This is a genomic window from Allobosea sp. RAF48 (assembly GCF_052114025.1).
Classification (GTDB): domain Bacteria; phylum Pseudomonadota; class Alphaproteobacteria; order Rhizobiales; family Beijerinckiaceae; genus Allobosea.
Genome location: NZ_JBFRDZ010000003.1, coordinates 423,577 through 448,016, shown reverse-complemented (window position 1 = coordinate 448,016; position 24,440 = coordinate 423,577). Strand labels below are relative to the sequence as shown.

Here is a 24,440-nt window from a genome sequence, read left to right as displayed (position 1 = left end):
AATCGTGGTTGCAGGCTTTAGCTCCCGCGCCATCGCGTCTGCCCTCCGTCCGAGCCTGTCTGCCCCCATGACAGAGACTGCCACGAACCAGCGTCCCGGTCCGACCACGTTCCAGCGGGTGGCGCAAGAGGTCGAAGCGCTCGGCCTGACGCCGGCCGGCCTGCAGGACGCAGCCGCTCTTCGGCGGCGGCGTCTTCTCGTCCTCCTGCTGAACCTCGCGACACTGGCCCTGTTGCTGGCTGGGCTTGCTCGGGTCCTGGGGGCGGGTGGCTGGACCGCTGCGGATGTGGTGATCTTCGTCGCCTTCCTCTTCGGGGCCCCCTGGACCGTGCTCGGCTTCTGGAACGCGGCAATCGGGCTTTGGCTGCTCCATGGTCGCAAGGATGGTCTTGCCGAGGTCGCGCCCTTCGCCGCGGCCGGCGAGCGGGCGAGGCCGCTCACGCTGCGTACGGCCGTGCTGATGACGCTGCGAAATGAGGATCCGGCGCGCGCCTTCCGCCGTCTCAAGGTGGTCAAGGAGAGCCTCGATGCGACGGGAGAGGGCGTCTGGTTCGACTATTTCGTGCTGTCGGACACCAGTGACACGACGGTTGCCGCCGCCGAGGAGGCCCTGGCAGCCGCCTGGGCGCAGGAGATCGGCGAGCCGGCCCGCCTGACCTATCGCCGCCGCACCGACAATGCCGGCTTCAAGGCCGGCAATCTCCGCGATTTCTGCGAGCGCTGGGGCGAGCGCTACGAGCTGATGCTGCCGCTCGACGCGGACAGCGTCATGGCTGCTGAGACGATCCTCGGCATGGCCCGAATGATGCAGGCGCATCCGAACCTCGGAATCCTGCAAAGTCTGGTGGTCGGAATGCCCAGCCGCTCCGCTTTCGCCCGCATCTTCCAGTTCGGCATGCGCAACGGCATGCGGCCCTATACGATGGGTTCGGCCTGGTGGGGCGGGGATTGCGGGCCGTTCTGGGGGCATAACGCGCTGGTGCGGATCGCGCCGTTCCGCGACCACTGCCATCTGCCGGTCCTGCCGGGCGGACCACCTCTGGGCGGGGCGGTGATGAGCCACGACCAGGTCGAGGCGACGCTGATGCGCCGCGCCGGCTACGAGGTCCGCGTGCTGCCGGTCGAGGGCGGAAGCTGGGAGGAGAATCCGCCAACCATGCTGGAATTCGCCAAGCGCGACCTGCGCTGGTGCCTCGGCAATCTGCAGTATCTCAAGCTGCTCGACCTGCCCGGTCTCAAGCCGATGAGCCGGTTCCAGCTCGTCTGGGCGATCCTGATGTTTCTCGGTCTGCCGGCCTGGACGCTGATGATCGCGCTTCTGCCGCTGAAGGCAGTAGAGGACCAGGCGATCTCCGATTATCCGGCAGTGCTGGCCGCCTGCCTCTATGTCTCGTTCCTGGCGATGTATCTTTCGCCCAAGCTCGCGGGTTTCGCCGATATCCTGCTGACGCGGGGCGGCGTGCGGCGCTATGGCGGCGCGGCGCGTTTCCTGTTCTCGGCGCTGATCGAGGTCGTGTTCGCCTTCTTGCAGGGCGCCGTCTCGAGTTTCCGCACCACGTTGTTCATGATCGGTCTCGCCTTCGGCAAAGCCCGGATCGGCTGGAATGGGCAGGCGCGCGATGCCCATGCCCTGTCCTTCGCCACCGCCTTTGCGGGCTTGTGGCCGCATCTGCTGTTCGGGGTCTATCTCTTCGTCACGCTCGGCGCGCTCGCGCCTCTGGTGCTGATCTGGTCGCTGCCCTTGACGGCGGGCTATCTGCTGGCGATCCCTTTCGCGATGCTGACCGCATGGCCGGCAGCCGGCGCCTGGCTCGCCCGCCATGGGCTTTGCGGCATCCCCGAGGATTTCGACATGCCGCCGGTGTTGGCCGCCATTCGCGACGGGGAAGGCGCATGAACGCCACCGCCTATCCGAAGGGAACGGTGAAGGCACTTTCGCGCAGCTTGCGCATCTATCATGGCAACAAGGAGCGCAACGCGGCGATGGACCGGCTCTACGGGGCCTTTCTGCGCCCCGGCGATCTCGCCTTCGACATCGGCGCCCATGTCGGCGACCGGATTTCCTCGTTCCGCAGGCTCGGCGCGCGTGTCGTGGCGCTGGAGCCGCAGCCGGGACCGGCTCGTGTCATCCGCCTGATCCACCGCCGCGACCCGATGGTGACGCTGATCGCGGCGGCTTGCGGCGATCACGAGGGCTCGATCGCCCTCAGGATCAACAGCGCGAACCCGACGGTCTCGACGGCCTCGGCCGCCTTCATCGGTGCTGCGGCCGGTGCGCGGGGCTGGGAGGGGCAGGTCTGGGACCATGAGATCAGCGTGCCCTGCACCACGCTCGACCGGCTGATCCTGCGTCACGGGCTGCCCAAGCTTCTCAAGATCGATGTCGAGGGCTTTGAGGCGCATGTGCTGGCGGGGCTGACCAAGGCGGTGCCGGTGATCTCCTTCGAGTTCACGACGATCCAGCGCGAAGTTGCCGAAGCCTGCCTCGCCGTGCTGGAGACGCTCGGCCCCTATCGCTTCAACGTCGCGATCGGCGAGAGCCAGAGGCTCGAACTCGCCGAGCCCGCGACCGCAGACGCCATGGGCGATTATCTGCGCGGCTTGCCTCACGCGGCCAATTCGGGCGACGTCTACGCCATTCTTCAGAACTGAGATCGAGACCTCATGACGTTTTCGCGCCTTCGCGCCGCCGCCTTCGTCGCGATCCTCGCCTGCTTCGCCGGCCCCGCCCTGGCGGCCGGCGACGTTGCCGTCGAGGTGAGGAACGAATCCGAGCCCGTGCTCTGCGCCGAGAAGGACAACGTCACGATCAAGGCAATTTCGCCCGATGTCCGGCGCTTCCAGATCGAAGCGGCGCATCCGGCCTATATCGCCGGACTGGTGCGCGACAACTGGGATGCCGACTGGGCGAATTGCGACATGAAGGGCGATCCGTCCTTTGCGCCGCCGAGCCCGCCGCGCCGCACCACCTTCTGGGAAACGATCGATTACTGGCTGGTCGGCTACACCTTCCCGACTTTCTGGCGCCCGGCCGACACAACCTTCCGCGTCGGCGACCGGGTGGAGAAGGGGCTGCATCTCGTCCAGCTCTGGAAGCTCGGCAAGGACAAGTCCTATGAGGTGCTGGTCGTCTATCCGCAGGACGGCTACTGGCGCGCCCGGCCGTTGCCGCCGGAGCATCTCGGCTTCTCCTCCTACGGTTCCTCCTTCCTGTTCGGGCCGATCGAGCAGGATGGGCGCCCGGTGGTGAACATCCGGGAGATCGAGTTCGATCCGAAGACCCTGACATTCAAGCTGAATTTCAAGGACGGGTCCGCCGGCAGCCTGAGACTCGACAGCGTCGACGAGAACCGGATGGTACTCGATGCCGTGCTCGACAAGCCGGTGACGGGTGGCAGGGCCTTCGTTGCGCTGCGCTCCATGTACGTGACCGAGTTCAACAACGATGTCGCCCGCATCGCAGTGCGCGAGCCGGGCGCCAAGGGCTGGCGCGAGGAGGCTCTGATGCCTTTCCAGGGCGGCAAGGCGACCGACATCTGGATGGGGCGCACCACCCACTCGCGTCACAACACCTCTTCGCCCGACATGGTCTTCCGGCATTTTGCGGCCGATCCGAACCCGCCGCCGAAGCCGGACAAGAAGTAGCCGCCGAGCGGCCGCACCGGAACGCATCCCCTCCCTGCCGCGTTTGGTCATGACGCGGCGGCCTCAGCGCGCTAGCTTGCCGTGATTGCTACCGCTTAGCCCGCAGAGACCTTCATGCCGCGTTTTGCCGCCAACCTTTCGATGATGTTCACCGAATGGGATTTTCTCGACCGTTTCAGGGCGGCCGAGGAAGCCGGCTTCGAGGCCGTGGAATTCCTGTTCCCCTACGAGCATACCCCCGAGCAGATCGGGCTCGCGCTGACGGGTGGGGAGCTGGAGCAGGCGCTGTTCAACCTGCCGCCGGGCGATTTCGCCAAGGGCGAGCGCGGCATTGCAGCGCTGGCAGGGCGCGAAGACGAGTTCAAGGCCTCGGTCGACAAGGCGCTGAGCTATGTTCACGAGACCGGCGTCAAGCGCCTGCACATGATGGCGGGGCTCGCCGATCCGAAGGATCCTGCCGCGCAGAAGACCTATCGCGCCTCGCTCGCCTACGCCGCCGACAAGCTGGCGGAGCACGGCATCGACCTCCTGCTCGAGCCGATCAACGGCAAGGACATGCCGGGATATTTCCTGAACGACTTCGATCAGGCGGCGGCTTATGTCCGCGAATCCGGCCGGCCGAACGTCCGGCTGCAATTCGACATGTATCATTGCGAGTTGATTCACGGCGATGTCTCGGCGCGGCTGAAGGCGCTCTACCCACTCGTCGGCCATGTCCAGATCGCCCGCGCCAATGGCCGCCACGAGCCCGACGCCTCTGGGCCGGACTATCCGACGCTCTTCGCCGAGCTCGACGCGCTGGGCTATGACGGCTTCGTCGGCTGCGAATACCGGCCGGAGCGCGGCACGCTCGAGGGCCTCGGCTGGTTCGCGCCCTGGCGGAAGCCTCTCTGATGCGCCCCCCGTCGATATCCTATCCGGTGCTGGTCGCCGATATCGGCGGCACGAACTGCCGGATGTCGCTGGTCCCCGATCCGGACAGCCCGCACCAGCCGTTGGCACGGATCGGCACCGGCAGCTACCCGACTGCGGAGGCCGCATTTTCCGACGTGCTCGCGGAGGTTTCGGAGAAGCCCCGTTCGGCCGTGCTCGCCGTCGCCGGGCCGCTCGACGGCCGGCAGGCGCAATTGACCAATGCGGTCTGGAATCTCGACGGGCCTCGGATCGCAGCTGCTCTCAAACTGACGCAGGGCCTGCTGGTCAACGATTTCGAGGCCCTGGCGGCTTCGCTTGCCGTTCTCGGTCCGCAGGATGTCGCCACGTTGATCGAGGGAGACCCGGAGCCGGAAGGCGTGCGGCTGGTGCTGGGTCCGGGCACCGGCTTCGGGGCCGCGGCGCTGCTGACGCACGGCGAACGTGGCATGCTGATCCCGACCGAATCCGGCCATATCGGCATCGGTCCGGAGGATCAGACCGAGCAGCGGATCTGGCCGGCTTTGAGCGAAGGCATACCGCGCCTCACGGTCGAGCATCTCCTCAGCGGCGACGGACTTGTGCGTCTGCACAGGGCGGTGGCGCGGACCTCCGGCATGCTGGAGGCGGAGGTGAGCGCCGCCGATGTCTCCCACCTCGCCCATGACGGCGATCCGGCGGCGCTGATGGCGGTGGTCTGCTTCTGGCGGCTGCTGGCGCGTGTCGCCGGCGATCTCGCCCTCGTCTTCAAGGCGACGGGCGGCGTCTTCATCGCCGGTGGGATCGCGCCGCATCTGCTTCCACTGGCGGACAAGTCCGCGATCCGCGCCGCCTTCGCCGGCAAGCCGCCGATGGAGGACCTCGCAGCGCGCTTTGCGCTGCACGTCATCACGACGAAGGACGCGGCCGAGCAGGGGCTCGCGGCGATTGCCACCAATCTCCACCGTTTCGGGCTCGACGATCCGAAGCGGCTGTGGTTTGGCTGAGCGCCTCGCTCATCCGAGCGCTTCCCGACAGGTTCGCGTGCAGCCCATCTATTCGATCCAGGTCCTGCGCGCGCTCGCTGCCTTCATGGTCGCGATCCACCACGTGCAGCCGGACGCTGCGGTGCTGGCCGAACGGGCAGGCCTGAGCTTCAGCCGCAGCGACCTGCTGCCCTGGATGGCCGGCGTCGACATCTTCTTCGTCGTGTCCGGCTTCATCATGGTCCATGCCTCACAGGACCTGTTCGGGCGTGCGGGCGCCTGGCGCGAATTCCTGAAGCGCCGCCTGGCCCGCATCGTGCCGCTCTACTGGGCGATGACGACGCTGTTCCTGCTGGTCGGTCTTGCCGTTCCGGCGCTGCTCAATTCGGGTGCCCCGAATCTGGCGCAGATCCTCGGTTCCTATCTGTTCTGGCCGGTCGTCTCGACGCAGGGGCTGGTCCAGCCGGTCTATTCGCTGGGCTGGACGCTGAATTACGAGATGCTGTTCTACGTGCTGTTCGCCGCCGGGCTTGCCCTGCCGAAGCGCTGGACCTTGCCCGCGGTCATTTTGATTCTGGCCGTGTTGGTCGGCATCGAGAGCCTGAGCGGATCCTTGTCGCTGCCCTTTGCATTCTGGGGCCAGCCGATCGTCCTCGGGTTCGCAGCGGGCATGGGCATTGCCATGGCGCGGCGCAGAGGGCTTCGTCTGCATGGCGCCCTGCGTGTCGCGGTTGCGGCGGCCGGTGTCGCCGTGCTGGTTGCGGCAGCGCATTTGCCGGGCACGGATGGCCCCTGGAGCGGCGTGCTGTGGCGGGGCAGTGCTGCTGTCCTGTTGATGCTCGCCGCCGGCTGCGGCCGCGAGGGCATCGTGCCGGTGAGGCCGATCATGGCGCTGGCGGCGGTCGGCGATGCCTCCTATGCGCTCTATCTCGTCCATCCCTTCGTGATCCGGGGGATGCGGGAGGTTTCGCTGCGGATCGGGCTCCACGCGCCGACGCTCTTCATCGTGCTCGCACTCACGGGTTCTGTACTGGCGGCGGTGCTGCTCTATCGCTGCTTCGAGAAGCCGGCGACGCGGCTCGTGCGGCGCTGGCTGAACGGGTGATCGGCCGACGCGGCCGGTGAGCTCCAGGTTGCTCGCCTCTTTCACCGAAACGCAGGTCATCCCGGCCGGAGCGAAGCGTAGAGCCGGCGTCGCCGGACTTTAGTTCAGCTTCATGCCCTTGAGCGAATGGCCGACCACGCCGCCATCCTTGCGCCGCTGCGCCCGCTTGGACTTGATCGTCTCGACATGCTCGGGCTGCGGGAAATAGCCGCGCTCCATGATCTCGAGCGAATATTCCTCATAGGTCAGGCCGAGCGCCTCGGCCTTCTCCTCGCGGCGCAAGGCGATCTCGCGCGGCTTCTTCCAGGCCTTGCGATGAGCGAAGCGCCAGTCGAAATAGCGCCCGATCGTGCCTGATCCGGTGGTGGAGCCGCGCTTGCGCTCCTTCAGCGGCGGGCCGCCATTATGGCCGATCCCGATGGGGCGTTCGCTGGGCATGGCTCTCGGACTCATGGCTGCTCCGCGTCACGATAGGGGGCAGAAAAGTTCTGGCAAGTGCCGTGCCATCGCCTGCGGGCGTGACAGGGCGGCGGCGGCAGTCTATCCCGCAGGCCGGAAACAGGACGGATCATGGCCCCCTTGCTGCATCTGCGCGACGTCGCGCTCACCTTCGGCGGACAGCCGCTGCTCGAAGCCGCCGAGATCGCGGTCTCGGCCGGCGAGCGCGTCTGCCTGGTCGGCCGCAACGGCTCGGGCAAGTCGACCCTGCTCAAGATTGCGGCGGGTCTGGTCGAGCCCGACCATGCCGAGCGCTTCGTCCAGCCGGGCGCGACCATCCGTTATTTGCCCCAGGAGCCGGACTTCACCGGCTACAGGACATCGCTCGCCTATGTCGAGGCGGGGCTGGGACCCGGCGACGACGCTTATCGCGCGCAGTATCTCATTACGGAGCTCGGCCTTACCGGCGAGGAGGACCCCGCCACCATGTCCGGCGGTGAATCGCGCCGTACCGCGCTGGCGCGGGTGCTGGCGCCGGAGCCGGACATCCTGTTGCTGGACGAGCCGACCAACCATCTCGACCTGCCGGTGATCGAATGGCTGGAGCAGGAGCTGAAGTCGTTGCGCTCGGCGATGGTGCTGATCAGCCACGACCGGCGCTTCCTGACCTCGTTGTCGCGCTCGACGATCTGGCTCGACCGCGGCGTCACCCGGCGGATGGAGAAGGGGTTCGGCGATTTCGAAACATGGCGCGATGACGTCCTCGCTCAGGAGGAACTCGACCGCCACAAGCTCGACCGCAAGATCGCCCGCGAAGAGGACTGGCTGCGCTACGGCGTCAGCGCCCGGCGCACCCGCAACCAGCGCCGGCTCGGCGAGCTCCATGCCTTGCGCGACCAGCGCCGCACCGCGCGCGCCGCGACCGGCAATGTCCGGCTGGAAGCGAGCGAGGCGCAGACTTCCGGCAAGCTCGTCATTGAGGCCATCGACGTCGCCAAGGCCTATGGCGACAACACGGTGGTCAAGAACCTGTCGCTGCGTGTGGCGCGCGGCGACCGGATCGGCATCGTCGGTCCGAATGGCGCGGGCAAGACGACGCTGATCAATCTGCTGACCGGCGCGCTCGCGCCCGACAGCGGCACGGTCAAGCTCGGCACGGCGCTGGAGATGGTCACGCTCGACCAGCGCCGCGAAAGCCTCGATCCGGCGACCCCGCTCGGCGATGCGCTGACCGGCGGCGGTTCGGATCAGGTGATGGTGGGCGGGCAGCCCCGCCATGTCGTCTCCTACATGAAGGACTTCCTGTTCCAGCCGATCCAGCGCGGCACCCCCGTCGGCGCACTTTCAGGTGGCGAGCGCGGGCGGCTGATGCTGGCCCGCGCCTTGGCAAAGCCGTCGAACCTGCTCGTGCTGGACGAACCGACCAACGACCTCGACCTCGAGACGCTGGACCTGCTGCAGGAGCTGCTGGCTGACTATCAGGGCACGGTGCTGCTGGTCAGCCACGACCGTGACTTCATCGACCGGGTCGCTTCGGCAGTGCTGATCTCGGATGGCGACGGCGTCTGGGCCGAATTCGCCGGCGGCTATTCCGACATGCTGGCGCAGCGCGGTCGCGGCGTCGGCGCGAAAGTGCGGGTGGTGGAGAAGGCGCCGGCTGGGGCGCCGAAGGTTGCCTCCGCGGCACCGACTGCAGCCACATCCAAACGCAAGCTCTCCTTCAACGAGAAGCACGCGCTTGAAACGCTGCCGAAGAAGATCGAGGCGTTGCAGGCAGAGGCAGCGAAGCTCAACACCGCCGTGGCAGGCGATCTTTACACCCGGGACCCGAAGCTCTTCGCCAAGGCGACGGCGCGGCTGGAAGAGGTCGCGCGCGAGATCGGCGACGCGGAAGAGCGCTGGCTGGAGCTGGAGATGCTGCGCGAGGAGATCGGGGCGTAGTTCGCGCCGTCATGCTCGGGCTTGACCCGAGCATCTCTTTTCGGAGGACCCGGCGTCATTGCGAGGAGCTAAGCGACGAAGCAATCCAGGGGACCGGGTTGAACGCTTCTACCCGGTCACCTGGATTGCTTCGCTGCGCTCGCAATGACGGTGGAAGCTCCGGTGCTCGATCTGAACGCGATTCTCGGGTCTGCGCGTCGCCTCGCCCGAGAACGGCGGCGAGCCATACGATTTCCGTATCCGCCTGCGCGGAAAAGCGCATTTACCGACTCGCTCAATCGTTTCAAACATCGTGGCAATCGAGACCACGAGGAATGACCATGAGACTGAAGGGCAAGACAGCGCTGGTGACCGGCGCGGCGCAGGGGTTCGGCTTCGGCATCGCCGAGACCTTCGTGCGCGAAGGCGCGCGCGTCGCGGTGCTGGACATCAACGGCGACAAGGCCAAGGAAGCCGCGAAGGCGATCGGCCGTAAGGCCTTCGCCGTGACCTGCGACGTCGGCAAGGCGAAGAGCGTCGACAAGGCGGTCGAGAAGATCATCGCCAAGTTCGGGCGGCTCGACATCGTCGTGAACAATGCCGGCACCACCCATCGCAACAAGCCGATGACCGAGGTGACAGAGGAAGAGTTCGACCGGGTCTTCGCCGTCAATGTGAAGTCGATCTATCTGATGGCGCGGGCGACCGTGCCGCATTTCCGTGAGCATGGCGGCGGCGTCATCCTCAATATCGGCTCGACGGCGGGCCTGCGTCCGCGTCCGGGCCTGACCTGGTACAACGGCTCGAAGGGCGCGGCGAACCTGATCTCGCAGTCGATGGCGGTCGAGCTCGCGCCGGACAAGATCCGCGTCAACGCGATCGCGCCGGTCGCGGGCGAGACGCCGCTGCTCGCCACCTTCATGGGTGAGGATACGCCCGAGCGGCGCAAGGCCTTCACCTCAACCATTCCGTGGGGGCGCTTCTCGACGCCGCAGGACATCGCCAATGCGGCGCTGTTCCTGTGCTCGGACGAAGCCGACATGGTGACGGGCTCGGTTCTGGCCGTCGACGGCGGACGCTGCATCTGAGCTGACGAGCAGGTCGTTTACTTCAGGCCGCGCCGGCCAAATTCCGTGCGTTGGCGCGGGGCCGGCGCCGGCCTCGCCGTTCCGAGGAAACCTTGCGGCCGCACCGGAGCCGAAATCGGCTCGTTGCCGGCGATCGCCTGCTCCATCGCCTGGGTCATCTGCGAATCGGCGCCGGCCGGTTCGCGCTCGAAAAGACCGCTGCGGCGGGATGAAGCGTCGACCCCGATCGCCGCCGAAGGCTTCAGCAGCAAATAGAGCCAGATGACGCCGAGGGCGAGATAAAGCAGGCTGAGATAGTCGATGCCGCTCGTCGGGTCGTCGGCGTTGTGGGTGATCAGCGCCTCGGTCTGAAAGCCGATCGCCATGCACATGCCGATGATATAGCTGCCGATCACGACATCGCCGCCGCCGGCATCGCGGTTGCGGCGAATGGCGAAGCTGACGTGCTTGAAGCTAAAGAACAGGCTGATCAGCAAGGCGGCCGCGGCCAGCCGGTAGCGCCCTGATCCGGGTGGGCCTGAAGCCGCCTCGTACTGTATCGCTATGCAGATAAACAGCGACACCGTCTCGGCAATGCCGACGAGGCACGACCTGACGAAGAACTGGCGTCTGCCAAGGGTTCCGGAAAACATCTGCGCATCCTTCCCTTGCGGCAGCATAGGAAGCCCGCGTGAAAAGCGGGTAAATGGCAGCAGATACTTGGGAACGCGGAGTTCTTTAGGTCGGCTTTGTGTGAAGCGCGATCTCCTGGCGGAGGATGACCGTGCCGTCGAGCTCGAAGCCGCGCTGCTCCAGCCTGATCTGCGGCGCTGCAGCGTCACCTGCGATGTGGAACAGGTGCCAGGTTCCAAGTTCGCCATGGCCGAGCGGCCCGAGCGAGGCAGAGGGCACGCCGACGATGGGAACGTCATGGTCGGGGCCGGGGCGCCAGGCCAATGAGAAGCTGTGATTGTGGCCGTGGACGATGAGGTCGGCGCCCTTGCGCTTCAGCATGACCTCGAAGGCGGCGGCATCGACCAACTCGCGGCCGCGTTTCGCGCCGCCGACATAGGGCGGGTGGTGAATGAGTACGACGCGGATGAGACGCTCGTCGCGGGCGCGGTCCAGCAGCGCGGCGGTCCGCTCCATCTGCTCGCTGCCGATGCGGCCCGTCGCCATCAGCGGCAGGGTCGGCACGCCGCTGTTGACGCCGATCAGCGCGACCGGCCCGCGGCGGCGGTACCAGGGATAGCCGGCATGGCCCTCATCGTCGGCGATCCAGGGAGCAAGCAGCCCCGCGAGGGGCTTCAGCGAAGAGCGTGCATAGGTATCGTGATTGCCCGGCACGAAGCTGACGGTCTCGCGCGGTCCGAGCGTGTCCAGGAAGGCGATGGCGGTCTTGAATTCGTCTGGCAGCCCGATATGGGCGACATCGCCGGTGCAGGCGACATGGTCCGGCTGCTGCGCGTGGATATCGGCAACGATGCGCGCCAGGATATCCATGTCATGGGCGTGCCGGCGCTTGCGACGCCAGTTGACGTAACCGGTCGCGCGCTTGCCCAGAAGCTGATGCAGCGAAAACCCGGCGAGCGGGCCGAGATGCGGGTCCGACAGATGCGCGAGCTTGAACACGCTCCAGCGCTTGCCCTTCCCGCCTGCCGTCAGTCAAGCGCGCCGTTGACGCGCCTCGACTGGCGGATGCGGAAAGCTCAGTTGGCGGCGCCGGTCAGTTCGGACACGATACGGGAATCGGTCAGGGTGACGGCGGGCTTCCAGACATAGGCCGGCTTGGCCTTCAGGTACGAAACGATGAACGAGAGCAGCATGTTGATAGTTCCTAGCGGATGCGGCGGCTGTGTGAGCCGTATTTGGGGCGCGTTTGTGGCGGGGCAAGCGATGCGGTTGACGGTCCGTCATGCGCTTTTTGCATAGACAATTAATGCAGCCTTGAGAGACGTTCCGATGCAATCGCCGGCGCCCCATCCGCCAACCGATACGGAAATGCCGCGGACGCTTCGGCATCGGCTGCTCACCGCGGTGCTGCATGTCTATTTCCGGCTTTCCCGCAGCATGACGTTCGGCGTGCGTGCGGCGGTGCTCAATGACCGCGGCGAGGTCTTCCTCGTCCGGCATGGCTATATCCCCGGCTGGTACCTGCCGGGCGGGGGCGTCGAGGTCGGCGAGACCATGTGGGATGCGCTGGAGCGCGAGCTCGCGGAAGAGGGCAACATCAGGATCGCCGGGCAGCCGATCCTGCACGGCATCTTCTTCAACCGCCGGATCTCGCGCCGGGATCATGTCGCGCTCTTCGTCATCCGCTCCTTCACCGTCGAAGGCATCCGGCGGCCGGACCGCGAGATCGCCGAGGCCGGCTTCTTCCCGCTCGATCGCCTGCCGGATGGGACGACGCCAGCAACAAGGCGGCGGCTGGAGGAAATCATCGCGGGCGCGCCGGCCGCGGCCGACTGGTAGGACGAAAGCGCGATGGACGGGCCGATCCGGCTCTGCTACAGGCGCCTTTCATGAGCAACGGGTACAGCCTCCGCGACCTGCGACGACCGGCGCGCTGAAAGCGCCTTCCGGCAGTGCGCCCGCACGCGCCTGCCTCCGCCGATCGCCTCTCTTGCTCTGCCTGCTGCCATGACATCCCTGCCGCTGACCATCCGCCACGAATTGCCCGTGGACTCCGCCGCCATCGAGCGCCTGCATGAGCGCGCCTTCGGCCCCGGCCGCTTCGCCCGCACCGCTTTCCGCCTGCGCGAGGGCGTGCCGCCCGATGCGGCGCTCTCCTTCGCCGCCCATGTCGGCACCTTCCTCGTTGGGTCGGTGAAAGTGACGCCCGTGCTCGCCGGCGGCCACAAGGCGCTGATGCTCGGGCCGCTGACGGTCGACCCCGCCTTCGACGGCAGGGGCATCGGGTCCGCGCTGATGAACCGCTCGATCGAGGCCGCGCGTGAGGCCGGCCACGACCTGATCATGCTGGTCGGAGACGCGCCCTACTATGCGCGCTTCGGCTTCAAGGTGCTGCCGCCGGGCCAGCTCGTTCTGCCGGGCCCGGCCGATCCGGCGCGCTTCCTGGCGCTGGAACTGGTCGAAGGCGTGCTGAACGAACGCCGCGGCGCCGTGACCTCGGCGCGCGTCATGCCTGCCGCTTGAAGCGGCGGCCGCTCTCGCCGAGCCAGCCGGCCACGAGCGCGCCGAACAGGATCGCAAGACCGATCAGCCCGACGAAGAGCGGCGAGATCTGCACGCCGCGCACGATGCCGGAATCGCTGATCCTGAGGCCGATCCAGTCATTGCCGGCGAACTGGCTGCCGGAGCGCACCGGCACGATGCGCGGAATGCTGACGCCGGAATCGCCCTCGTGCCCGATGCGGCGCGAGGAGCCGCCGGTGGCCTGTGCCAGGTTCTGGAGCGCAGCGGGGTCGCTGACGACTTCCATCAGCTCGCGCGGATTCTCGGGGCCGACGCTGGCGAAGGCGGTGAGATTGTCGGCCGTCAACCGGTAAAGGCCCTGATCGCCGGCCGGGATGCGCGCGGTGAACAGGCCTGGCCGTCCCGGCTCGAGCGTGACCGAGCGGGACTGGCCGTCGGGGCCGGTAATGGTCACGGGCGCGGGGTTGTCGCTCAATGTCTGGCGCTCGACCTCGATGGCGCCGCCGCGCGCGGTGGCGCGCAGCGCCTCCTCCTCCAGCTCCGGTTCCTTCATCAGCCAATGGCTGAGGCGGCGCAGCAGGTCGAGATAGGGGCCGCCGTCGCGGAAGCCGCGCGCCCAGAGCCAGGCATGATCCGAGAGAAAGAGCGCGACGCGGCCCTTCTGTTCGCGGGCCAGCATCAGCAGCGGCCGCTCGCCGGGCCCGGTCATGACGGGGGAGGCGCCTGCGCGCGCCTGCGCGCCGACCATGCGCAGCCATTCGCCCCAGCGCGGCGGCGAGACTTCCGAGCCCGGCAGGTCGCGGGTGACCGGGTGGCGCTTGCCGGGCTCGCTGACCTCTGCGCGATAGGCCTCATCGATGACGCTGCCGTCCGGCAGAGCGGGCAGAATCTGGCCGAGCGGGGTGCGTGCCAGCGTCTGCGATCCCGCATACTCAGGGCCGGCGGCGACGAGCAATGCGCCGCCGTCACGGACATAGCGGACGATATTCTCGAAATAGAGCAGCGGCAGGATCGACTGGTTGGCGTAGCGGTCGAAGATGATCAGGTCGAATTCCTTGATCTTGACCTGGAACAGCTCGCGCGTCGGGAAGGCGATCAGCGAGAGCTCGTTGATCGGCGTGCCATCCTGCTTCTCCGGCGGGCGCAGGATGGTGAAATGGACGAGGTCGACATTCGCGTCGGCCTTGAGGAGGTTGCGCCAGGTGCGCTCGCCCGGATGCGGCTCACCCGAGACCAGCAGCACGCGCAGCTTGTCCCGGACGCCCTCGATGGTGATGACCGCACGGTTGTTGGCGAGCGTCAGCTCGTTGTCGAGCGGCGCAGCCTCGATCTCGACGACGTTCGGCCCGCCGCGGTCGATACGGATCGGCACCTGTACGATCTGGCCGGTCGCGACGTCGCGGCGGGCGATGATCTCGCCGTCGCGGCGGATGGTGAGGCCGGCGCGGCTCGACCCGTTCTTGTCCACGACGCGCAGGCGGATGACCTGATCCTTGCCGACGATGCCGAAGCGTGGCGAATCGACGAGCACGATGCGGCGGTCGATCTCGGCATTGCGGCCGGTCGTCAGCACATGGAGCGGCGCGCGCAGGCCGAGCGCCTCGGCATTGGCAGGGGTGTCATGGGCAAGGCCATCGGTGATGGCGATGGCGCCGGCGACGCGCTCGGACGGGACATCGGCAAGGCTCGATGCCAGCGCTTCGAACAGGCGGGTGCCGTCGCTCGCTCCTTGAGCGTCGCGCAGCTCGACGATCCTGGGCTCGATATTGGGAATGCCGCGCAATTGGCGTTCGACCTCGGCCAGGGCGGCGTCGGTCTGGGCGGTGCGGTCGGCGAGGCGGTTCGAGGCCGAGCGATCGACCACGACCGGAACGACGTCCTTGACCGGCTCGCGCTCCTCGAAGACCAGCGAGGGATCGGCCAGAGCCGTGGTCAGCACGATGAGCGCGAGCGCGCGCAGGATGGCGCTGCGCCCGGCAAGGACGAGCCCAGCGCCGGCGGCCAGCGCCGCCAGCACGGCAAGGCCGATCAGGAGCGGCAGCGGCACCAGCGGGGCGAAGGAAACGCTCCACATCGTCATTGTCCCAGGCGTTCGAGCAGGGCCGGAACATGGACCTGGTCGGCCTTGTAGTTGCCGGTGAGGGCATACATCACGAGGTTGATGCCGCCACGCAGCGCCATCTCGCGCTGGCGCGGATCGGCGCCGGAGAGCGGCACCAGCCCTTCTCCGCGCTTGTCGATGGCCCAGGCGGCGGCGAGGTCGTTGGCGGTGATGATGATGGGCGAGACATTGTCGCCGGCGCGTGCCGGGCGCCGGCCGTCGCTGTCGGCGGGCGGCAGCGTCTCGACCCAGGTCGAGCCGCTGTCGTAGCGGCCGACAAGTTCGTCGAGGATATAGAAGGTCTTGGTCAGGACATGGTCGCGCGGCAGTGGCTCGAGCTCGGGAATATCGAGCGTCTGCAGCATGCGCTTGAGCTGATCGCCTTCCGGCGTCGTGCCGCCGCCGGGACGCGCGCTCATGGCGTCGCGCGTGTCGAAGATCACGAGGCCGCCGCCCTTCATATAGGCTTCGAGCTTGCGCAGGGTTTCGGCCGAAGGGATCGGCCGACCGGCGACCACCGGCCAGTAGAGCACCGGGAAAAAGGCGAGTTCGTCATGCTCCACGTTGACGCCGACGGGGTCGCCGGGCTCCAGCGCGGTGCGCGCGCCGAGGACGATATTGAGCCCGGCGAGACCGGCCTTCGACATGTCGTCGACTGCCTTGTCGCCGGTGACGACATAGGCCAGCCGCGTCACCGCGCCATTGGCGAGAAGCGAGCGCGGGATCGGCGGGCGCGTGTCCGCTTGCGGGTTCGGCGCGGGTTGGGCCCGGACCGGATCAGGCGAGAGGCCGCCGGCCAGGGCCAGCGCGACGAGGATCGCGGCGGGGGCGGCTGCCTTGCGGGCGCGGCCGAAGCCGAGCCGCCCGCCGAGCCAGAGCGTCGCCAACGTATCGACGATCAGCAGCAGCAGGGCGAGCGTCAGGAGGGGCGGGCGGGCATCGCGAGCCACCGGCTCGTCGATCGGCAGGATCGGCGCACCGAGGCCGGCGAGGTCGAGCGCCGCCAACGTGTCGTTCGGGGTGAGAGCATTGACCGCAAGCATGCCGTCGGCCGGACCGTAGAGACCGGGCGGATGGGCGAGCGTGCCACGCCCCGCATAGTTGCGGGGCACGGGCTGGCTGGTCGCCGGCGGGGTGCGAAAGCGGCCGCTGCCATCGAGCACGCGGGTCGGCGAAAGCGTTTCGACGCGAACCTCGTCGCTCTGGGCATCCGCCGCGGGGCCGGTGCCGGCGAGGTTCACGACCCTGCGCAGCATCTCCACGAAGAGACCGGAGAGAGGCAGGTTCGACCAGGTCGTATCCGCCGTGACGTGAACCATGGCGATGAGGCCGTCGCCGCGGCGCTCGCCGGTGACGACCGGTGTTCCGTCTTCGAGCGCGGCCCAGGTCTTGCGCGAGAGATCGGCCTCGGGCTCCGCCAGGATTTGGCGGCTGACGCGAATGTCGTCGTTGATCGTCAACCCGTAGAAGGGGCTTTCGCGCGTGAAGGGCGCTAGCTTGCGGGGCGTTTCCCAGGAGAGCCCGCCGCCCAGCGTCCGGCCGCCGCGACGCAGGCGGACCGGCGTCAGATCGTCGGAGGAGGCGGCGAGGCGCGCACCGGCGAAGCGCAAGAGCACGCCGCCGCGCGTGACGAAATCGGAGACCTTGGCGCTGGTGTCGCGATCGAGCGCGCCGATATCGGCCAATACCAGGACCGAGAGATTCTGCGCGAGAAGCTCACCGACCGGGTCGGTCGAGCCCTGGCGCGGCTCGCGGACCTCGGCGAAGGGCTGGAGGGCGCGCGAGATGTAATAGGTCGGCGACAGCAGCGGCTGCGCGGTGTCGGCAGTGGCGCCGGAGACGATGCCGATCCGGCGGCGCTTGGAGCGATCGTCGAGCAGGGCGACGGCGCCCGCGCTGTTCTCGCCGAGGATCTCGAGTCGCGAGACGGCGTTGCGCACCTCGATCGGCAGGGTGAGGCGCGCCGTGGTCTGCAGGTTGGAGCCCTCGAAAATGAACGGCGTGTCGCCGAGCGGCAGACCCTTGAGGTCGAGCGCGCGGACCTGTCCGGTGGCGGGAGCGCTCGCCGTTGGGCGCAGGACCTTCACGCTGAGCGCCCCCGCGAGATTGTCGGGCGCGGCGAGGGCGAGCTGGTTCGGCGGGCCGGCATGGATCGAAAGCCGCCGTGCGTCGGCGAGTTGCTTCAGCCGGGCCTGGAAGCTGCCGTCGTCCGAAACCGCGAGGCCGTCCGAAATCCAGACGATCTCGGCTTCAGGTGCCGTCTGGAGGAAGGATTCGATGCGTGGCAGATGGGCGGCCCGGTCCGGTGCATGGGGTTGTAGGGCCAGCGCGCGCAGCCGATCGAGCGCGACGCGCGGCTCCGCCAGTGAGATGGCGGCCGGCGCCTCGGCCAGTCCGACGACGGCGACCGGACGGCCCTCGCGAGTCGCCGCAGCGATCCGCGATTCGGCCACGGTGACGCGGTCCGGCCAGTCGGCGGCGGCGCCGAAGCCGTTGTCGACGAGCATCAGGACGGGGCCGCGCAGCGGTGCACCTTCGCGCGGCGGATTCCAGATCGGGCCGGCGACGGCGAGAATGACGAGTGCGGCGACCGCCATGCGGATCGCGAGCAGCCACCAGGGCGTATGCGCCGGCAATTCCCGCTTGGCGACGAGGTCGGCCATGATCTTCAGCGGCGGGAAGTCGATGCGGCGCGGCCTCGGCGGCGTCACGCGCAGGATCAGCCAGAGCGCAGGCAGCAGGGCGAGCGCTGCCAGTGCGAGCGGGGCGGTGAAGCTCAAGGGGAGGGCGCTGAACATGGCTGCTCCCTCAAAAACCCGATGCGCCGCGCGAGGCGGCGACGAGGCTGGCGATGCGAAGCACGGCTTCGCTGGCCGGGCGGTCGGTGCGGTGAAGCGTCAGGGTCCAGCCGGCCTTGCGGCAGGCCTCCGTGATCGCGTCGCGATGGGCGGCCAAGCGCTGGCGATAGGCCTCGCCCCAGGCGCCGGCATCGCCGACGCGAAGCGTCAGCCCGTCCTCCAGATCGAAGAGCTCGGCCTGGCCGGTGAAGGGAAAGGTTTCCTCGATCGGATCGACGATCAGCAGGAGGTGGCCGCGCGCGCCTGATGACGCCATGGTAGCGATGCGCTGCGCCAGCGAGGCGGAGGGCGAGAGACCATCGGTGATGATGATGGCATCCGCCAGCCGCGGCAGTGGCTCGCCCGGCGGGAGGTCAGCCTCGCTGTCGCGGCTATCGGCGGCAATGGCCTGCGCCAGCAATTCGACGATGCGGCGCGAGGCCAGCGCCCGCGTCAGGCCGAGATGGCCGACGCGCTCGCCCCCCTCGACCATCGTCTCGGCCAGAGCGAAGCCCGCGACCAGCGCTCGATCGACCTTCGGCGCCATTGCCAGCGAGGAGGCGAAGCCCATCGAGGGCGAACGGTCGATCCAGAGCCAGATCGAGTGCGAGGCTTCCCATTCGCGCTCCCGCACAAAGAGATGGCCGTCGCGGGCCGAGCGGCGCCAGTCGATGCGCGAGGCGGATTCGCCGGCGACCAGCGGGCGGTACTGCCAGAAGGTCTCGCCCGGGCCCGAGCGGCGCCTGCCGTGGATGCCGTGGACGCTGGCGGAGACGCGGCGGGCTTCGAGGATCAGGCGGGGCAGGCGCGCGGCAAGGTCGAGCGATTCCGTCAGAACCGGCTTGGCGGGTCTCCGCTCGTTCGGGCCCAGGACGCGCGTGCGCAGCATCAACCTATCCCAGCCGTTCCACGAGCCTGCCGATGACGCGCTCGACCGTCTCGCCATCGGCGCGTGCGGCGAAGGTCAGCGCGATGCGATGCTTCAGCACGGGCAAGGCGAGCGCGGCGACATCGTCGACGGACGGTGCGAGCCGGCCCTCGACCAGCGCGCGGGCGCGCACCGCAAGCGTCAGCGACTGGCTGGCGCGCGGACCCGGCCCCCAGGCCAGCTTTTCGGTGATGGCGGCGTCGCCGTCGCCGGGGCGGGCGGAACGGACGAGGTCGAGGATCGCATCCACGACGGCGTCACCGACCGGCAGGCGCCGCACCAGGCGCTGGATCGACATCAGCGTCTCGGCCGTCATCGCCGGGGACGGCTTGTATTCGGTCGCGCCGGTGGTTTCGAGCAGGATGCGCCGCTCGGCCGCGCGATCGGGATAGCCGACATCGATCTCCAGCAGGAAACGGTCGAGCTGGGCCTCGGGCAGAGGGTAGGTCCCCTCCTGCTCGATCGGGTTCTGGGTGGCGAGAACGTGGAAGGGCGCGGGCAGATCATAGCGCTCGCCGGCGACGGTGACGTGGTGCTCCTGCATCGCCTGCAGCAGCGCGGACTGGGTGCGGGGCGAGGCGCGGTTGATCTCGTCCGCCATCAGGAGCTGCGCGAAGACCGGGCCCTTGATGAAGCGGAAATGGCGCTTGCCGTCGCTGCTCTCGTCGAGCACTTCGGAGCCGAGAATGTCGGAGGGCATCAGGTCGGGCGTGAACTGGACGCGCCGGGCGCCGAGGCCGAGCACCGTGCCCATGGCCTCGACCAGCTTTGTCTTGGCGAGACCGGGCACGCCGACCAGCAGGCCGTGGCCGCCCGCGAGCAGGGTAACGAGCGACAGATCCACCACGGCCTGCTGGCCGAAGATGACCCCGCCGATTTCCTTGCGCGCCGCACCGATGGCGCCGAGCGCGGCCTCGGCCGCCTCGACGATCCCGCTGTCGAGATCGATGGGGGAAGTGCTCTCGCTCGCGCGGGCTTGCGCCGCCATGTCGGTCTCCTTCACTGTCGCGGGCCGTTGCGCCGCCATGCGAACCGGTCGATGTGTTCCACGGTTGAATGTGGACGGGCCAACCCGGCGGCTCAAGCGCCGAATGGAATGGTACACATCATCTCGGCTTCACGATTATGTGGAGTTCAAGGCAGAAACGCGTTGCAATCAATATGCCGCGGCAAGTGGAGACGGGCCTTTCGATGACGGCTCCGGGCAATGCGATGGACCGGCTGATGGCCGCGCTGGGCAGTGGGAAGGCGCGCGGATTGCCCCCTGTCGAACGCTGGAATCCGCCGTTTTGCGGCGATCTCGACATGCGGATCGCCGCCGATGGAACTTGGTTTTATCTCGGCACGCCGATCGGCAGGCCGGCGCTGGTGAAGCTTTTCTCCTCTGTGCTCAAGCGTGAGGGCGACGATTACTTTCTCGTGACCCCAGTCGAAAAGGTCGGGATCAAGGTCGATGATGCGCCGTTTCAGGCTGTCGAAATGCAGCTCGACGGCGAAGGGGACGAACGGAGCATCGCTTTTCGGACGCAGGTCGACGATCTGCTCTGCGTCGGGCCAGAGCATGCGTTGCGTTTCCAGCGGGCTGCGAAGGATGGATTGAAGCCTTATGTCCATGTCCGTAGCGGCCTGTGGGCCCGGCTGACGCGTGCGCTGACCTATGATCTGCTTGCGCTCGGCGAGGTGCGGGAGGCCGATGGGCAGGCGATGTTCGGCGTCGCGGCGGAAGGCCGGTTCTACCCGGCGCTGCCGGCGAGCGAGATCGAAGGCATCGAGATTTGACGTGAACGGCCAAGCTTTGAACCTCAGCACCGAGGCTTTCGCCAAGCTGGCGCGCGAGCGGTTGCGCACCGAGCCGCCGGGGCTCGGCGACGTCATCGCCCGCCTGCGCGGCGACCACGAGAATCAGCCGCAGCCAGTGCCGATTCCGGACGAGAAGCGTGCAGTCCCCGCGGCCGTGCTGATCGGAATCGTGCCGCGCGCGGCCGGCCCGACCGTGCTCCTGACCCAGCGCGCTGCGGCGCTGCGCAATCATTCCGCGCAGGTCGCCTTTCCCGGTGGGCGGGTCGATGCGGTCGATGGTTCGCCGGTCGTGACCGCACTGCGCGAGACGGAGGAGGAGATCGGCCTGTCGCGTGAGCGCATCCGCACGCTGGGGTTCCTCGACGCCTATCTGACCGGAACGGGCTACCTCATCGTGCCGGTGGTGGCGCTGATCGAGCCGCCCTTCTCACTGGCGATCAACCATCACGAGGTCGACGAGGCCTTCGAGACGCCGCTGTCCTTCCTGCTCGATCCCGCCAACCACAAGCGGGAGGGGCGTGAGTGGAAGGGGCATTTCCGCACCTACTATGCGATGCCGTTCGAGGGTCGCTATATCTGGGGTGCGACCGCCGGCATGATCCGTAACCTCTACGAACGGCTGGCCGGTTAGGATTGTCTTGCGCGGATAGCGCGCCTGGGAACGACGAAACCGATGCTGCGCGCGATCATCGAAGAGGTTCTGCTCTTCGTCCTGCCTTTCTGCGTCTTCGCGGGCTACCTCGTGGTCAAGCGGCGCAACCCGTTCGACGTCGAGCATTGGAGCCGGCACGCCTTCTGGCTCGCCGTCACCGGTCTGCTGCTGGCGATCTCGGTGCTCACCTATACCGGCTTCATCGCTCCGCGCAGCGAGGGGGCGTACGAGCCGCCACATATGGAGAATGGGGTGCTCGTGCCCGGCCGGTTCAAATGACCGGGGAGCGCGAAGACGCCATCGCCAGCTTCCTGGCCGAGCCGGTTCTGGCCCGCCTCCTGAGCGCACTGAACGGGGAGGGGGAGGAAACCCGCATCGTCGGCGGCGCCGTGCGCAATCTTCTGCTCGGCGAGCCGGCGAACGACGTCGATCTCGCCACCACCGCTCTGCCGCAGGAGACGATCCGGCGTGGCCGGAAGGCCGGGTTCAAGGCCGTACCGACCGGCATCGAGCATGGCACGGTGACGCTGGTCTCGGGCGGCGCGACCTTCGAGGTCACGACGCTGCGGCGCGATGTCGAGACCGACGGGCGGCGCGCCAAGGTCGTGTTCGGGCGGGATTTTGCCGAGGATGCGCTGCGGCGCGACTTCACCATCAATGCGCTGGGGCTCGATTGCGGGGGGAAACTGCATGATTACAGCACCGGCCTTGCCGATCTGGCCGGGCGGCGCGTGCGTTTCATCGGCAAGGCGGAAACGCGCATCCGCGAGGATTATCTGCGGATCCTGCGCTTCTTCCGCTTCCATGCCCGCTACGGCGCGGGCGCGCTCGATGCGGAAGGCCTTCGTGCCTGCATCGCGGGTCGCGAGGGGCTCGCAGGCCTCTCGCGGGAGCGCGTCCGGGCGGAGTTGATGAAGCTGCTGGTTGCTCCCGGAGCCGCCGCCACGGTCGAAGCCATGGCCGGGGCCGGGCTCTTGATGCCGGTGATCGGCGCCGTGCCGCATCTCTCGCGCTTCGTTGTCATCGCCGGCGATGGCGGCGATGGCGTTCACCCGACCTTCCGGTTGGCGGCGCTGGCGGTGTCGGTTCGGGAGGATGCACCGCGCCTGCGCGAGCGGCTGCGGCTCTCGAACGAGGAATTCGACCGGATCGACCGGATCGCGCTGGCGCTGGAAGGGCTGGGCGGACAGGCGAGGCTGCCGTCGCTGGCGCGGCTGCGTCAGATCGCCGACCGCGCCGGAGCCGATGCTGGCGCGGCAGCCCTCGTTTTGCTGACGGCCTCGGCGGGCGAGGAAGCCGGCATCGACGTTCAGGACCTCATCGGGCAACTGGCCGGGACACCCGTCTTCCTGCCGCGAGGGCAGGATGCGCTCGCCCGCGGCGTACCGAAAGGCGAGCGGATCGGGCAGATCCTCGCGGAGGCACGCCGGCTCTGGATCGAGGCCGGGTGTCCGGCCGATGCCGAAGCGCAGTTCGAACTGCTCGATGCGGCCAGCCGGCAGATGCTGGCTTAGGGCCAGCGCACCGTCGGCGGCATCGAAGACAGGATCGAATCGACATTGCCGCCGGTCTTCAGCCCGAAGATCGTGCCACGGTCGTAGAGCAGGTTGAACTCGACATAGCGGCCACGCCGGACCTGCTGCTCATGGCGCTCGGCCTCGGTCCAGGGCTTGCCGATATTGCGGCAGAGTACGTTGGGATAGATGTCGAGGAAGGCCTCTCCCACCGCCTTGGTGAAGGCGAAATCGGCTTCGACGTCGCCGGTCCAGACATAATCGTAGAAGATGCCGCCAATGCCGCGCGGCTCGTTGCGGTGCTTCAGGTAGAAGTACTCGTCGCACCACTGCTTGAAGCGGGAATAATCCGCCACGGCCGGGAAGTTGTCGCAGGGCCGGCGCATCGCGGCGTGGAAATCCCGCGAATCCAGGTCGTCCTGGTTGCGGCGGGCATTCAGTACCGGCGTCAGATCGGCACCGCCGCCGAACCAGGGCTTGGTGGTGACGACGAAGCGCGTGTTCATGTGCACGGTCGGCGCGTGCGGGTTCCAGGGATGGGCGATCAGCGAGATGCCCGTGGCGTGAAAGCGCGGATCATCCGAGGCGCCGGGGATCTGGGCCGCGAAATCCGGGTGAAAGCTGCCATGGACGGTGGAGACATGGACGCCGACCTTCTCGAAGACACGGCCCTTCATGATCGACATGACGCCGCCGCCGCCGGGAGCGCCGTCGTGATTGGTGCGCTGCCAGGGCGTGCGGACGAAGCGGCCGGGCCGGTCGGTCTCGGCAGGGAACGGGCCCGCCGCCTCGTCCTCGACCTCCTCGAAGGCCGCGCAGATCCGGTCGCGGAGATTCTCGAACCAGGCCGCCGCGCGGGGCTTCATCGCCTCGATGACAGCCGTATCGGCGGGCGCAGCTTCAACGGGCTTCGGTCTGTTCATGGTCGTGTCCATCACGGCGCGGAAAGCCGCCTGTCTGTCGCAACGCCTCGCCCATTACCATCGCAGCCGCAAGCGCGACATTGAGCGATCGCAAAGCCGGGCGCATCGGGATGTGAAGGCTCGCATCGGCCGCAGCCTGCACCGCGGGCGTGACGCCGGCCGATTCGCGCCCGACAAGGACGATGTCGCCGGGCTGGAAGACGAAATCCGGCAGCGGGGTCGCGCCGTCCGTCTCGGCGAGGACGAGGCGGTGCCCGGCGTCACGCCGCCACTGGTCGAAGGCCGCGAAGGAATCGTGGCGGGAGACGGCGGCGCGCTCGAGATAATCCATGCCTGAACGGCGGAAATGCCGATCCGAGACGTCGAAGGCGGCGGGCTCGACGATATCGACGGCGATGCCGAGACAAGCGGCCATGCGGATCATCGTGCCGGCATTCTGCGGGATGTCCGGCTGGAACAGGGCGAGACGCAACATGG

General features: G+C 68.0%; 23 protein-coding genes. 14 read left to right on the top strand and 9 right to left on the bottom strand.

Annotation, left to right across the window (positions count from 1 at the left end; genetic code table 11):
• The first annotated feature begins 67 nt into the window (after positions 1–67).
• The 6 genes from mdoH (at position 68) to AB4Z10_RS08365 (ending at position 6,627) form a co-directional block, all read left to right on the top strand.
• Positions 68–1,897, top strand: a complete 1,830-nt coding sequence (gene mdoH / locus AB4Z10_RS08390) for a glucans biosynthesis glucosyltransferase MdoH (protein WP_441469925.1) — start codon at positions 68–70, stop codon at positions 1,895–1,897.
• The gene (locus AB4Z10_RS08385; protein ID WP_441469924.1) at positions 1,894–2,652 is read left to right on the top strand and encodes an FkbM family methyltransferase; all 759 of its coding nucleotides are present in this window, start codon (positions 1,894–1,896) and stop codon (positions 2,650–2,652) included. Before mdoH ends, AB4Z10_RS08385 begins: the two co-directional genes overlap by 4 nt.
• Positions 2,653–2,664: 12 nt before the next feature.
• The gene (locus tag AB4Z10_RS08380) at positions 2,665–3,645 is read left to right on the top strand and encodes a hypothetical protein (protein WP_441469923.1); all 981 of its coding nucleotides are present in this window, start codon (positions 2,665–2,667) and stop codon (positions 3,643–3,645) included.
• A gap of 114 nt (positions 3,646–3,759) precedes the next feature.
• Positions 3,760–4,539 (top strand): 2-oxo-tetronate isomerase, encoded by a 780-nt coding sequence (gene otnI, locus AB4Z10_RS08375; protein ID WP_441469922.1) that lies wholly within the window; start codon positions 3,760–3,762, stop codon positions 4,537–4,539.
• Positions 4,539–5,543: a glucokinase gene (locus tag AB4Z10_RS08370; RefSeq protein WP_441469921.1), complete on the top strand. Its 1,005-nt coding sequence runs from the start codon at positions 4,539–4,541 to the stop codon at positions 5,541–5,543. Before otnI ends, AB4Z10_RS08370 begins: the two co-directional genes overlap by 1 nt.
• 37 nt (positions 5,544–5,580) lie before the next feature.
• The gene (locus AB4Z10_RS08365; protein WP_441469920.1) at positions 5,581–6,627 is read left to right on the top strand and encodes an acyltransferase family protein; all 1,047 of its coding nucleotides are present in this window, start codon (positions 5,581–5,583) and stop codon (positions 6,625–6,627) included.
• Between the two features lie 99 nt (positions 6,628–6,726).
• On the opposite strand, the gene AB4Z10_RS08360 is transcribed toward AB4Z10_RS08365, so the two are convergent.
• Entirely contained in the window at positions 6,727–7,080 is a 354-nt protein-coding gene (locus tag AB4Z10_RS08360) for a hypothetical protein (RefSeq protein WP_441469919.1), read from the bottom strand.
• A 117-nt stretch (positions 7,081–7,197) separates the two neighbouring features.
• Here AB4Z10_RS08360 and AB4Z10_RS08355 point away from each other — a divergent pair, with 117 nt between their 5' ends.
• Both AB4Z10_RS08355 and AB4Z10_RS08350 read left to right on the top strand, forming a co-directional pair.
• Entirely contained in the window at positions 7,198–9,006 is a 1,809-nt protein-coding gene (locus AB4Z10_RS08355; protein ID WP_441469918.1) for an ABC-F family ATP-binding cassette domain-containing protein, read from the top strand.
• 320 nt (positions 9,007–9,326) lie between these two features.
• Positions 9,327–10,073 (top strand): SDR family oxidoreductase, encoded by a 747-nt coding sequence (locus tag AB4Z10_RS08350; protein WP_441470038.1) that lies wholly within the window; start codon positions 9,327–9,329, stop codon positions 10,071–10,073.
• 17 nt (positions 10,074–10,090) lie between these two features.
• Here the strand turns inward: AB4Z10_RS08350 and AB4Z10_RS08345 are convergent, their stop codons facing one another.
• Positions 10,091–10,894, bottom strand: coding sequence for a hypothetical protein (locus tag AB4Z10_RS08345; protein ID WP_441469917.1), 804 nt, complete (start codon positions 10,892–10,894; stop codon positions 10,091–10,093).
• Positions 10,791–11,684, bottom strand: coding sequence for a metallophosphoesterase family protein (locus tag AB4Z10_RS08340; protein ID WP_441469916.1), 894 nt, complete (start codon positions 11,682–11,684; stop codon positions 10,791–10,793). Before AB4Z10_RS08340 ends, AB4Z10_RS08345 begins: the two co-directional genes overlap by 104 nt.
• A gap of 369 nt (positions 11,685–12,053) precedes the next feature.
• Between AB4Z10_RS08340 and AB4Z10_RS08335 the strand changes: the two genes are divergently transcribed.
• Positions 12,054–12,524 (top strand): NUDIX domain-containing protein, encoded by a 471-nt coding sequence (locus tag AB4Z10_RS08335; protein WP_441469915.1) that lies wholly within the window; start codon positions 12,054–12,056, stop codon positions 12,522–12,524.
• 168 nt (positions 12,525–12,692) lie between these two features.
• Positions 12,693–13,208: a GNAT family N-acetyltransferase gene (locus AB4Z10_RS08330; protein ID WP_441469914.1), complete on the top strand. Its 516-nt coding sequence runs from the start codon at positions 12,693–12,695 to the stop codon at positions 13,206–13,208.
• On the opposite strand, the gene AB4Z10_RS08325 is transcribed toward AB4Z10_RS08330, so the two are convergent.
• The 4 genes from AB4Z10_RS08325 to AB4Z10_RS08310 are packed head-to-tail and all read right to left on the bottom strand — an operon-like array spanning position 13,192 to position 20,062.
• A complete protein-coding gene (locus AB4Z10_RS08325) occupies positions 13,192–15,282 on the bottom strand; it encodes a hypothetical protein (RefSeq protein WP_441469913.1) in 2,091 nt (696 codons plus the stop codon). The genes AB4Z10_RS08330 and AB4Z10_RS08325 overlap by 17 nt on opposite strands.
• Before the next feature lie 2 nt (positions 15,283–15,284).
• Positions 15,285–18,107 carry a DUF4159 domain-containing protein gene (locus AB4Z10_RS08320; protein ID WP_441469912.1) on the bottom strand — a complete coding sequence of 941 codons (2,823 nt, stop codon included), beginning with the start codon at positions 18,105–18,107 and terminating at the stop codon, positions 15,285–15,287.
• Between the two features lie 10 nt (positions 18,108–18,117).
• Positions 18,118–19,035, bottom strand: a complete 918-nt coding sequence (locus tag AB4Z10_RS08315) for a DUF58 domain-containing protein (RefSeq protein WP_441469911.1) — start codon at positions 19,033–19,035, stop codon at positions 18,118–18,120.
• Positions 19,036–19,039: 4 nt separating this feature from the next.
• Entirely contained in the window at positions 19,040–20,062 is a 1,023-nt protein-coding gene (locus tag AB4Z10_RS08310; RefSeq protein WP_441469910.1) for an AAA family ATPase, read from the bottom strand.
• Positions 20,063–20,265: 203 nt separating this feature from the next.
• On the opposite strand from AB4Z10_RS08310, the gene AB4Z10_RS08305 reads away from it, so the two are divergent.
• Genes AB4Z10_RS08305 through AB4Z10_RS08290 form a run of 4 tightly spaced genes read left to right on the top strand, consistent with a single transcriptional unit; the run spans position 20,266 to position 23,040 of the window.
• On the top strand, positions 20,266–20,853 hold the full coding sequence (locus AB4Z10_RS08305; RefSeq protein ID WP_441469909.1) for a DUF1285 domain-containing protein: 588 nt from the start codon (positions 20,266–20,268) through the stop codon (positions 20,851–20,853).
• Between the two features lies 1 nt (position 20,854).
• Entirely contained in the window at positions 20,855–21,505 is a 651-nt protein-coding gene (locus AB4Z10_RS08300) for a CoA pyrophosphatase (RefSeq protein ID WP_441469908.1), read from the top strand.
• Positions 21,506–21,547: 42 nt separating this feature from the next.
• Complete coding sequence (locus AB4Z10_RS08295; RefSeq protein WP_441469907.1) at positions 21,548–21,805, top strand: DUF6111 family protein; 258 nt, start codon at positions 21,548–21,550, stop codon at positions 21,803–21,805.
• On the top strand, positions 21,802–23,040 hold the full coding sequence (locus AB4Z10_RS08290; protein WP_441469906.1) for a CCA tRNA nucleotidyltransferase: 1,239 nt from the start codon (positions 21,802–21,804) through the stop codon (positions 23,038–23,040). The genes AB4Z10_RS08295 and AB4Z10_RS08290 overlap by 4 nt, the downstream gene beginning before the upstream one ends.
• Here the strand turns inward: AB4Z10_RS08290 and hemF are convergent.
• Positions 23,037–23,906 carry an oxygen-dependent coproporphyrinogen oxidase gene (hemF, locus tag AB4Z10_RS08285; protein WP_441470037.1) on the bottom strand — a complete coding sequence of 290 codons (870 nt, stop codon included), beginning with the start codon at positions 23,904–23,906 and terminating at the stop codon, positions 23,037–23,039. The genes AB4Z10_RS08290 and hemF overlap by 4 nt on opposite strands.
• Before the next feature lie 34 nt (positions 23,907–23,940).
• Entirely contained in the window at positions 23,941–24,438 is a 498-nt protein-coding gene (locus AB4Z10_RS08280) for a tRNA (cytidine(34)-2'-O)-methyltransferase (protein ID WP_441469905.1), read from the bottom strand.
• Between the last annotated feature and the right edge of the window lie 2 nt (positions 24,439–24,440).